General features: G+C 55.3%; 6 protein-coding genes and 1 pseudogene. 5 read left to right on the top strand and 2 right to left on the bottom strand.

Annotated features, from left to right (window positions below; translation table 11 throughout):
* Positions 1-115 precede the first annotated feature (115 nt).
* Positions 116-2,359, bottom strand: a complete 2,244-nt coding sequence (locus tag U869_RS0103585; RefSeq protein WP_025121933.1) for an EAL domain-containing protein — start codon at positions 2,357-2,359, stop codon at positions 116-118.
* Positions 2,360-2,878: 519 nt separating this feature from the next.
* On the opposite strand from U869_RS0103585, the gene U869_RS30420 reads away from it, so the two are divergent.
* The 3 genes and pseudogenes from U869_RS30420 (at position 2,879) to U869_RS29175 (ending at position 8,261) form a co-directional block, all read left to right on the top strand.
* Entirely contained in the window at positions 2,879-3,046 is a 168-nt protein-coding gene (locus U869_RS30420; RefSeq protein WP_065686557.1) for a YfgG family protein, read from the top strand.
* A 165-nt stretch (positions 3,047-3,211) separates the two neighbouring features.
* The gene (gene mgtE, locus U869_RS0103595; RefSeq protein ID WP_025121934.1) at positions 3,212-4,645 is read left to right on the top strand and encodes a magnesium transporter; all 1,434 of its coding nucleotides are present in this window, start codon (positions 3,212-3,214) and stop codon (positions 4,643-4,645) included.
* Positions 4,646-4,920: 275 nt separating this feature from the next.
* Positions 4,921-8,261, top strand: a pseudogene (locus U869_RS29175) (diguanylate cyclase).
* On the opposite strand, the gene alkA reads toward U869_RS29175, so the two are convergent.
* Positions 8,229-9,737 carry a DNA-3-methyladenine glycosylase 2 gene (gene alkA / locus U869_RS0103605; protein ID WP_025121935.1) on the bottom strand — a complete coding sequence of 503 codons (1,509 nt, stop codon included), beginning with the start codon at positions 9,735-9,737 and terminating at the stop codon, positions 8,229-8,231. The pseudogene U869_RS29175 and the gene alkA overlap by 33 nt on opposite strands.
* A gap of 184 nt (positions 9,738-9,921) precedes the next feature.
* Here alkA and yegD point away from each other — a divergent pair, with 184 nt between their 5' ends.
* Both yegD and U869_RS0103615 read left to right on the top strand, forming a co-directional pair.
* Positions 9,922-11,274: a molecular chaperone gene (gene yegD / locus U869_RS0103610; protein WP_025121936.1), complete on the top strand. Its 1,353-nt coding sequence runs from the start codon at positions 9,922-9,924 to the stop codon at positions 11,272-11,274.
* Positions 11,275-11,315: 41 nt separating this feature from the next.
* Positions 11,316-11,852, top strand: a complete 537-nt coding sequence (locus U869_RS0103615; protein ID WP_029987863.1) for a GNAT family N-acetyltransferase — start codon at positions 11,316-11,318, stop codon at positions 11,850-11,852.
* The last annotated feature ends 95 nt before the right edge of the window (positions 11,853-11,947 follow it).

Here is an 11,947-nt window from a genome sequence, read left to right on the forward strand (position 1 = left end):
GTCCCCGGTCTGTACACTCCCAAAGGGAGAGGGAGCTGGTACGGTGTTGTGGTCAGGTACGGCAATAAAATTGTGGCACGATCGGTCCCCTCTCCCTGTGGGAGAGGAGCAATCCTTATTCGGATTCTGCGTCTTCCGGTAACTCCACCATTGGCACTAAAGACGCTAACGGCTGCGGTTTACCGATGAAATACCCCTGCATATAATCCACGCCCAGGCTTTTCAGCGCATCACGCTGCTCGGCCGACTCGACATATTCCGCCACAATCGACAGTCGTCTCATCAACGCCACCTTACAGATTGACGAAATGATCTGATAATCCACCTTGCTGGTCAGCATATCCTGCACAAAGCTGCCGTCGATCTTCAAGATATCCACATGCAGCTCTTTCATACGATCGTAGGTAGCATAGCCAGTGCCGAAATCGTCCAAGGCAATGCGGCAACCTAGCTGACGCAGCTCTTTCAGCGAGTTTTTGGCATATTTCACGTCCTGCACCAGATGAGACTCCGTCACCTCCAGCACCAGTTGATAAGGTTCAATCTGGTATTGGCGCAGAGCGTGGCGTATGTCTTGGCACAGGCTCGGACGACACAGCGAGGACGGCGACAGATTCACGGCAAAGCGTGCGCTAGGCATGGCTTCGCGGTGCTGTTCCATAAACTGCAACGTTTGGCGCAGTACCCACATGTCCAACTGATAAGCCAAACCAAACTCATGCACCACCGGAAAAAATTCGTTGGGGGGGATAACGTTGCCTTCATCATCCAGCATGCGCAGCAGGATCTCGTGGTAAGCATCGCCACGCACTCCGACAATCGGTTGAGCCATCAGCAGAAAACCGTCGTTATCCAGCGAGCGCTGTACCCAGTGCAACAGGGCGACCTTGCGCTTGATTTCATCCTGCACCACATGATGGTCGTTCTGCACGTTTTCAGGCCGCCCACTGGTCAGCGACATTTCCGCTAGCGAGCTTAATTCCCCCAGCAGCAGATGCAGATGTTCCACTTCCGAATAGACGCCACAGTAGCTAATCCCCAGCGGTGGGTGAATTGGCAGACCGTTCCACACCAGACGGAACTTCTCCAGCGTGCTTTGGATTTTGGCCACCCGGGCCTCACCATCGGAGCCATTCAGCCGCAGCACCAGATCGTACCCTGGCAGGTGGTAAACATCTTCGCCTTCCTCCAGCACCGTGCGCAGGCTACCCGCCAGCTTCTGTTTAAAACGGATCCGCAACTGCATACCATAGTTACGGCTGAGCAAATCCAGTTCGGAAATGCGCAGGAAGCACAGCGTTGAGCGCGGCACCTTGGCCAGATCGCGCTTCAATGCCCGCAGGTTCGGTAAACCAATGACCGGATCTTTCAGCGACGCGTTTTGTGCCTTGGCATGATCCATCCGCTGGCGAGTATGCACCGCAGAGGTCAGCAAAATACTGAGGGTAAACGCTAGCATCATTGACGAGATCATGGTCAGGTTATGCAGCAGACTATCCCACTGCACATAACCCGGATAGTTAAAGAACAGCACCAGCAGGGTTGCCGCCCAGATTATACAGTTGAACAAGTAGCCAAAGCGCATAGCGCTGTACAGCATGACCGGCAGCAACAACGTCAGGCTGTAATCGGGTACCTGCATCGCGTTGGTGTCTGCCGTGTGGTAGGCAAGTATTACCACCAAGACTATCAGTACCACCAACCACAGTTGCAACTCGCTCTTTTTGACCGAAGGCGCCATCTCACGGCTGATCCGCCCCCAGAGTACGCGGGCAAACTTGGGATTCTTCAGGATCCGCAAGGCAAAGTAGAACAACTGCATGGAGGACAGGCAGCCAATCAATATCGCCTGGAAGTTGATCAACGCATGCAGGCGATTACCGCTGCCGGAAAGCATACCGAGTTCGTCCGGCAACAGATCGAGACCAATAATCAACTGTAAGCCAAAGATAAACAGTACCGGCGGCATTAGCACCAGCCAGATCAAACGGTGTCTGCCCAGCTTCAGCTCGGTGAGCCCTACACACCAGCGGCGCTGCGACTGACAGCGATAACCCCACCAGCAAATGCTCAGACATCCGACATACAGCAACGTCATGATCACATCGACTTCGGTGCTTGAACGATTGGAGTAGCGGATAAGAATAGCCAAAGCGATGCCCGGCATTGCACGCCAGTCATACACCATCAGCAAGGAAAAGCAGACCACCAGCGGCAGATAGACCAGATACACTTTGCCATCGGGCAGCATCAGGCGCGGCGAAAGCCAGCCAGCAAGCGGCAACAGCAGCAGGCTCAGCACAATAGGCTGCCCCCACCAACGGTCACGTAAATTATTCCAGAACTTTAAAATACCCATCAAGACACTGTATCCGCTAAGGCGTGATTCACTTCGTCGCTTAAGCGTTTTAAATCGTAGAGAAGGCAGGATCCGATCCCGCCACAGAACCATTCAGGGAACCGGTTGAGGCAAGCGGTTCCAGCATCAAGAATGGCTGTGAATTCTATTCTCTGCGATAGCTTAAGATTTGACCACGATCAAGTAATTGAGAAAAGGCTAATAAAAATCCATAAGACACTTTATGGGCCGATAATAACCTATTAATACACAACAAAAAATCAGACAAAATCTATATCTTGTGGATTTTGAGAAACCGCCTAAAAAGCGACGTACCTAAACTCCAACTAAATAACTCGGCCAGGCTTTCGGAAATAAATGGACATCTTTTGTCATCAGAGCCTAGAATTCCATTTACAAATTTAATCAATGTTAGCCGTGGCTGACATTGGTAAGGCAACCGTAATCGCCGTCATCATTCCAGCGGCAGCACTAAGCTTGAACAATGCCAATGGGAAAATCCAACGGGCTCAATCAACCATGAGAAAGACCACGACCGGGCGCATGACCAAAGTAGTGCTACTGATCAGTTTTATCATTTTAGTCGGCCGTCTGCTGTATGCCGCCATTGCCGCTATCCCCCACCATCAGGAAAAAAGATCGCTGCCTGAGCCGCAGACCCAAGAGGCCCGCGTGGATAATCGGTGATTATCCTGACCGACCAAGCGTTCATCACCCTGAGTCACTGGCACGCCAAAGCTTCTGACCCTGCGCCATCAGATTGATAAAAATCACGCCAACCGCCGCTATGCTCTATCTTTTAAAGATAGTCTAAAAGGAACCCGGTGTGCCAAGTCAGCGTTAAGGAATTCCATGTCCGCCGCAACACATAACGTCAAAAAAGTCGCTGAATCTCGTCAGCGTATTCTGAGCCTGTTGTTAAATAACGCCCCTTTGATTGATGGCATTCTTGGCCGCTCAGGGGATGAAAAACAACTCAGCGAAGGCGAACTGCTTAATCATACCGCCGAAATCACCCACTTGCTGCAAGATATGCACGCTGCTGACCTCGCAGATCTGCTGGAGGCCTTGCCGCAAGACGAGCGCCTGGCGCTGTGGCGGCTGGTAGACAACACCAAACGCGGCCAAACCCTGGTCGAAGTGGCCGAACCCGTCTGGGATAGCCTGATCGAAGAGATGAGCGATAAGGACCTGCTCAAGGCGATCAAAACCCTGGATGTCGATGAACAGGCCTATCTGGCGCAGTACCTGCCACGTAACCTGATGGGCCGCCTGCTGACCTCACTGGATCCTGAACAGCGTGAGCAGGTCCGTGAGATGGTGCATTACGGTAAAGATACCGTCGGCTGGATGATGGATTTCGAACTGGTCTCGGTACGCCCGGACGTTTCTTTGGGGGCCGTACACCGTTTTCTGCGTCAACGCAAAACCATTCCGGATGCCACGGACAAAATCTTCGTCACCGATCGGAAAAATACTCTGCTAGGCGAACTGCCGCTGACCGCAATTCTGCTTAACGATCCGCAAACTCCGGTGTTTAAGGTGATGGACAGCGATCCCACCACCTTTCAGCCCGAAGACAAAGCCGAATCCGCGGCCAGCGCGTTCGAACGTTATGACCTGATCAGCGCCCCGGTAATTGATGCCAAAGGCAAACTGATGGGCCGGTTGACCATCGAAGAGATCGTTGACGTGGTTAACGAAGAGAGCGACACCACCCTGCGTCGTATGGGGGGGTTAAGCCCGGAAGAAGACGTGTTTGCCCCGGTCAGCAAGGCGGTGAAAACCCGTTGGGCCTGGCTGGCGATCAATCTGTGTACCGCGTTTGTCGCCTCCAGGGTGATTGGCCTGTTTGAACACACCATTTCACAATTGGTGGCACTGGCCGCGTTGATGCCGATCGTTGCCGGTATCGGCGGTAATACCGGTAACCAGACCATTACCATGATTGTGCGCGCTCTGGCGCTGCACCAGATCGAAGAAGGTAACATTTCACGCCTGTTGTTCAGAGAACTGGGTGTCGCCATCATCAACGGCGTGGTCTGGGGCGGCATCATGGGGTTCGTCACCTATCTGCTGTATGGCGATCTGGCGATGGGGGGCGTGATGACGCTGGCGATGATGCTCAACCTGCTGGTCGCGGCGCTGATGGGGGTGATCATACCGATGACCATGATCAAACTGGGGCGTGACCCTGCCGTGGGCTCCAGCGTACTGATCACCGCCCTGACCGATACCGGCGGCTTCTTTATCTTCCTGGGGCTGGCGACGATTTTCCTGCTTTAATAGATTGGTTAACCAAACGGTCGCAGCATGCTGCGACCCTACGTTTTGAGACTGATGAGAAATCTCAGTAAAGTACGGATGCCAATGGGTAACACGTTCGGCTCCCTCTTCCTGTGGGAGAGGGTTGGAGTGAGGTGTACCAAATCGAGCGCAATGGTGCGCCTTGTTAGAGGTTGAGTATATAATTGAATAGGTATTCCTCGCGCGCTGTACTACCCTCTGATTAGTCACATGCGGCAGGTTATTCGTAGTCAATAGCTCAGTGAAGGTTACCGATGGATCTCAGCGCAGCGCAGCCCCCAATCAAAGCAAAAGGTACCTTGTTCACTCACTCGTTGCTGAGCGCGATAGTGGTATTTCTGCTGGCCTACCTGTGCCTGACGCTGTCTGCGGAATCCAGCCATTTTACCCCGCTGTGGTTCCCGACGGCGGCGATCGTCATGGTGTTGTACCATCTACCTCCGCGCAATTGGCCGCTGCCCTTGCTCCTTAGCGGTATCGCCATCTGCTCCGCCAGTTTTGCGCTGTTCGGCCCCAGTTGGTTCCCCGTCAAACTGACGTTGATCAACTTGCTGGAAGCCAGCGTCTGTACCTTACTGCTGCGGCGGATCCTGCAACCCAACGATCCGCTAAACGGCTTGGCCAGTTGGGTGAAATTTGTCGTCTGCGCGGTGATCTTCACGCCCATGTTCAGCGCGTTGCTGGCTGCCACGCTGGTCCCGAGGCAGGTCAGGCGTTCTGGAAGCCGTTCAGTACCTGGTTTATTTCCGAAGCGATTGGCGTGCTGGCCCTGGCCCCGATAGGTCTGGTTTATCGCCGTTCGATGTTGGCCAACTTGAATCTGTTCGAGCTGCTGTTGGCGATGATGGGGACCCTGGCCTTCAGCTATCTGGCGCTAACCCATCTGCCCTTCCCCTTTACCTTCGTGATCCTGCCGTTATTGTGGGCCGCCATCGGCCTGCCACGGCTCGAAGCCTTTATCATCTGTTTTACCACTACGCTAATGATTACGGTGATGATCTCGCTCGGGCTGCTGCATTTTCTGGACCGCGGGCGGTTTTTAAGCGATGTGGAAATCTACCTGCCACTGATGTTGATCCTGATCCCGGCCCACGCCATGGCGATGGTGATGCATGCGTTCCGGGTGGAAAAAGGGCATATCGTGGAGAGCGAAGCGCGCTTTCGCAATGCCTTGGAGTATTCCGCCATCGGCATGGCCCTGGTGTCACCAGAAGGGAAATGGCTACAGGTCAATCAGGCCCTGTGCAAACTGCTGCGCTATGCCCCGGAAAACCTGCGCCGTCTGACGTTCCAGGAAATCACCCACCCCGATGATTTAAATGCCGACCTGACACAGTTACAAGATCTGCTTGATGGCCATATCAGCAGCTATACCATGGAAAAACGCTATATCCGCAGCGATGGTGAAAGCGTCTGGACGTTGCTGGCGGTTTCACTGGTGCGCGATCCCCAAGGCCAGCCGCTGTACTTTATTTCTCAAGTAGAAGACATCAACGAGCTAAAACGTACCGAGGCGGAAAACCGCAGCCTGGTGGAACGCATTACACTAGCCAATCAGGCTGGAGGGATCGGCGTATGGGAATGGATGCTCGACGGGGATAAGCTCACCTGGGACAAACGGATGTTTGAGCTGTACGAACTGACGCCGGACCAAACGCCCACCCTGGCATTGTGGAGTTCCTTGTTGTTGGAAGAGGATCGCGAGCGCATCGGGCGGCAAATGGCGACGCTCACCGACCGGCACCGGCCGTTTGTCATGGAGTTCCGCATCAAAACCCGGCTGGGGGGCATTCGCCATATTCGCGGCCAGGGTAATACCATTATGGATGAGCACGGTGAGCCGAAGCGCATGATCGGTACCAATATCGATATGACAGAAATCAAATCGCTGGCCGAAGCGCTGCATGAAGAGAAGGAACGCTTGCACATTACGCTGGACGCCATCGGCGAAGGGGTGATCTCCACCGATCGCGACATGCGCATCACCTTTATGAACCCGATAGCCGAACAGATGTGTGGTTGGACGCTGGAGTTGGCACTCGGAATGCCGATCAATGGTGTAGTACGGATGACCAATGGTAAAGACGGCCCAGAGGTGGAAAATCCAGTACAATCCTGCCTGCAAGAGGGCAAGCCCCTACCTGCAGAGTACGCACTGGTACTGCACAGCCGCGATGGCCGCCGCTTCGACGTCCAACAGTCGGTATCGCCACTGAAAACCATTGAGGGCGAGGTGATGGGGGCGGTGATGGTGTTGCAGGACGTCAGCGCCTCACGCGAACTGATGAAAAAGCTCAGCTACAACGCCTCTCACGATGCTTTGACCAACCTGCAAAACCGTACCAGCTTCGAGAAACGGCTGAAGGGTGCCATTGCCAGCGCGTCCGATCATCAACAACAGCATTCGCTGGTGTTCCTCGATCTCGATAGATTCAAGGCGGTTAACGACAGCGCCGGACACGCGGCGGGTGACGCATTACTCAGGGAAATAGGCCAGTTGATGCAACGCCAACTGCGTAACAGCGATTGCCTGGCAAGACTCGGTGGCGACGAATTCGGCCTGATCCTGTTCGACTGTTCGCTGGAACAGGCCAAGATACTTGTACAGCAGATGATCTCGCAGATTGGGGAGCATCCTTTCTACTGGGCAGGCAAAATTTATCATGTCGGTGCCAGTGCTGGCATTACGCAAATTGGCGCTACCAGCGGCAAGAGCAGCGAACTGTTGGCGCAGGCAGATATCGCCTGTTACACCGCCAAACATCACGGTCGCGGGCAGGTTTATATTTATGAAGCCCGGCAAAAACAGCAGATGGAACGCCAGCATGAATTGCTGACGCGCCAGGAAGTACTGAATATTATCGATAATCAGCAGCTGTTGTTACGTGTCAGGGCGGCTTCTCCACCTAGAACCCCCCAGGCGGTCTGTTTCTACCAGCTAAAAATGCATGTCACCCCGCCTGATGAGCGTATGTTGACCTCCGAGGCGTTCTTCGCCGCTGCCCAGCTTTACGGTCTGCTGCCAGACATCGATCGCTGGCTGGTAAATCAGGTGCTAACGAGGCACGCGGAGGCCCTGCTTCATAAAGGAACGGCCATCACTCTGCCACTAGCCACGGACAGCGTGCTCGATCTTGATTTTCAAAATTATTTGCGCGAGCAACTGGCAGCTTCGCGGCTACCGGCCAGTACGTTGTATCTGATGGTAGATGAAACCATCGTTCTCGATCATCCCGATGACGGGGGTGCCTTCATACGTAGTTTGCAGGCACAGGGCTGCAAGCTGATCGTCAATGGTTTTGGCCGTAATCTCAACGCCTTCGATCACTTGAACGGCCAGACCATTGATTACATTCGCATCGACGAACGCTTTATTACCGACGTGCACTGTAATCAGATGGATGAGTTGATGGTTTCCATGCTGCACGGTGCGGCACATCGGGTTCAGGCCCAAACGCTGGCAGGACCCGCGCATCAGCAAGTCACGCTGAGTGCGTTGACGGCGATCGGTATCGATCTGGTAGACGGCGACACGATTGCGCTCGAACTGCCGCTGAACGACCTACTCAGCGGCGGCTACTTCGGCGTCCGTTGAGGGTGCCCAACGATCGTTATGCCACAGATGCAAGGTGGCGTAAGAACGCCAAGGCCGCCAGCGTTCGGCATAGCGTTCAATCTGGCGTGGCGTCATGCCGGGAAAACGCTGTTTGATCAGATAGTCCCCCGCCAGAAAAACGTCCGGCCATGACCAGGCCCGCATGGCGATATAGTTGGCGGTCCAACTGCCTATCCCCGGCAATGCGGTCAGATCCTTGATGCCCTGTTCGATATCCAGCACGTTATCCAGCTGCAAACGCCCTTCTGTCACCCTGCGGGCTATTTCAATCAGCGCCGCCGCACGCTTCAGTTGAACCCCCAATGGACGCAGATCTTCCGGCTCCAGTTGGGCGACCCGCGCCGCCTGCGGAAACACATGAGTAATATCGCCATACGGTTGATCCAGTGCCGTTCCCCAACGCTCCGCCATCCGCCCGGCAAAGGTGGCCGCCATTTTGACGCTGACCAACTGCCCCAACACGGCACGAGTGGCCTGCTCAAAGCTGCTGACACAGCCTGGCAAGCGTAAACCGGGGGCATCCGCCGCCAGCTCGCCCAACGCCTCGCAAATACGGTCTGGTGCGGCATCCAGATCGAACAGTTGACGAATGCGTCGCAGCACTTCGGTCGTCACCCGGCTGAGTGACGGGGCAATTTCCACCCGCACCCGATTACGCGCCTCTTCCGGCTGGACGCTGACCCAACCGCAATAATCAACGCCAGCCTGATTCACCGCGATGGAACGGCAATACTGTTGCCCAACCACGCTTTCCACACCGCTGACCGCACGCGCCTGCAAGAAGCCCAACATGCGCGACCAGTCGTAAGGTGGCCGATAGCCCAGATGAAACACCAGCCCGCTGGTGGCGGCACGATCGCTGCGGCCAGTGGTACTACGTAAGGCCGAAGGGATCAGGCGATAGCGGGCTTTAAACAGCTCATTGAAACGCCGCAGGCTACCAAACCCGGCAGCAAATGCCACCTCGCTCAACGGCAGATCGGTATCCGCCAGCAGTCGTTTGGCCTGTAACAGGCGATGCGACTGGGCGTAATCGATGGGAGAGGCACCGAACTGCTCGGCAAAAATACGCCGCAGATGGCGATCTGAAATCCCCAGGCGAGTGGCGAGCTGTTCACAGCTGTGCTCGGAAAGATAACCCTGTTCTATCAGCTGCACTGCAACCTGAGCATAGCGATTTCCAAGATCGATCAACGCCAGTCCCGGAGCCAATTCGGGTCGGCATTTCAGGCAAGGGCGAAAACCAGCCAGTTCGGCGGCAGCGGCGCTGGGGTAAAACGTACAATTTTCGATTTTCGGCGTACGGGCGCTGCATACCGGCCTGCAATAGATACCGGTGGAGGAAACACCGACAAAAAATCGCCCGTCAAACTTGCGGTCACGTGCACTCAGTGCGCTATACAGCGCCTGTTGTTGATTGTTCATGGCATCGCTCGGAGTCAGTTTTTTGTTCATTATGGCGCTCGACCCTGTGGCTGACGTGCGGGAATCGGACATTAACCTGTTTGACAATACTCCAATCCGATTATCCCTGCTGCTGCGATTACCGCTAAATTTTTCGCCAGTTAGCGGCCCACTCGTTGCTCAGCAGGCCAGTCTCGGGTAAAGTCGCCCCCCTTCATCGGCATGGGGAATGAAAATGTTTATTGGCTTCGACTATGGCACCGCCAACTGTTCGGTCGCAGTTATGCGCGACAACGGCCCGGAATTACTGACGTTAGAAAATAACGAGCCGTACCTCCCTTCAATGCTGTGTGCGCCGACGCGTGAGGCGGTAAGTGAGTGCCTGCATCGTCACTGGCAAGTGCCCACCGGCAGCGAGGAAAACCAGCAGTTGCTGCGCCGCGCCATCACCTTCAACCGCGAAGAAGATATTCCGGTCAACGGCGATAGCGTGTTGTTCGGTCTACAGGCACTGGCCCACTACGTCGAAGATCCGGAAGAAGTGTATTTCGTCCGTTCGCCGAAATCCTTCCTGGGCGCTAACGGCCTGAAGCCGCAGCAGATTGCACTGTTTGAAGATCTGGTGTGCGCCATGATGTTCCACATCAAGCGCCAGGCGGAAGGCGTGTTACAGGCCAGTATCGATCAGGCCGTGATTGGCCGCCCGATCAACTTCCAGGGCACTGGCGGTGAAGATGCCAACCAGCAGGCGCAGGGAATTTTACACCGCGCTGCACAACGGGCAGGTTTCAAAGAGATCGAGTTCCAGTTCGAGCCGGTTGCCGCCGGGCTGGACTTTGAGGCGACGCTGAGCGAAGAGAAAACCGTGCTGGTGGTCGATATCGGCGGCGGTACCACCGACTGCTCGGTACTTCTGATGGGACCACAATGGCGCGATCGTGCCGATCGTCAACAGAGTCTGCTGGGACACAGCGGTTGCCGCGTGGGCGGTAACGATCTGGATATCATGCTGGCGTTCAAACAGCTGATGCCGCTGTTCGGCATGGGCGGCGAAACCGAGAAAGGCATCGCCATGCCTGCATTACCCTACTGGAATGCGGTGGCGACCAACGATGTTCCGGCGCAAATCGATTTCTACAGCACCGCCAATGGCCGTATGCTGCGCGATCTGATCCGTGACGCTGCCGAACCCGAAAAGGTCAAACGCCTGCTGAAAGTGCACCAGCAACGTTTGAGCTATCGGCTGGTGCGGGCGGCGGAAGAGAGTAAAATCGCCTTGTCTGGGCAGGAAAGCATCAGCGCCCAATTGGGCTTTGTGCAACCGGAGCTGGCCGAAATCATCAGCCAGACGCAGTTGGCCGACTCGATTGCCCAGCCATTGCTGCGCATTCAGGAACAAGTCACCGCCGCGTTGGCTACCAGCCAAAGTACGCCACAGGTTATTTACCTGACCGGCGGTAGCGCACGTTCACCGCTGCTGCGTACCGCTCTGCAACAGCAACTGCCGGGGATCCCGATCGTCGGCGGCAACGATTTTGGCTCGGTCACCGCCGGGTTGGCACGCTGGGCGCAGACGCTGTTTCGTTGATCCACACAGGGGCGGTCCACGTCCCTGACAATGGAGCTCTCATGACCCTGATCACTTTTGATACACCCCGATTGCTACTGCGTGGCTGGCAGGATAGCGATCTACCCGCTTTTGCCGCGCTGAATGCCGATCCCGAGGTGATGAAATACTTCCCGGCTCCCCTCAGCCGAGCGGAAAGTGACGCTCAAGCCAGCCGCATACGTCAATTTATGCAACAGCACGGTTGGGGGCTGTGGGCCGTTGAGGTGAAGCAGCAGGCAGCCTTTATCGGCTTTGTCGGGCTATCCGTTCCCGGTGACGATCTCCCCTGCTCACCCTGTGTGGAAATTGGCTGGCGGTTGGCGAAAGAGTATTGGGGTAAAGGCTATGCCAGTGAAGCAGCACATGGCGCGCTGGACGTGGCGTTCAATACGTTGAAACTGCCAGAGGTGGTGTCTTTTACCGCTGAAATCAATCTTCCTTCTCGCCGGGTGATGGAACGTATCGGGATGACCTTCAGCGGTGAAACCTTCGAGCATCCCCGCTTACCGCCGGGCGATCCGTTACGTACGCATGTATTGTATCGGAAATCTCGCTAACATTTGAATTAGCCACATTTTCCCCCTCACCCTAACCCTCTCCCGCAGGGAGAGGGGACCGATCGAGTATGTTTGAAATGATAGTGATCTACTTT

Origin of the sequence: Serratia sp. H1w, from assembly GCF_000633355.1 — a bacterium.
Lineage (GTDB): Bacteria > Pseudomonadota > Gammaproteobacteria > Enterobacterales > Enterobacteriaceae > Chania.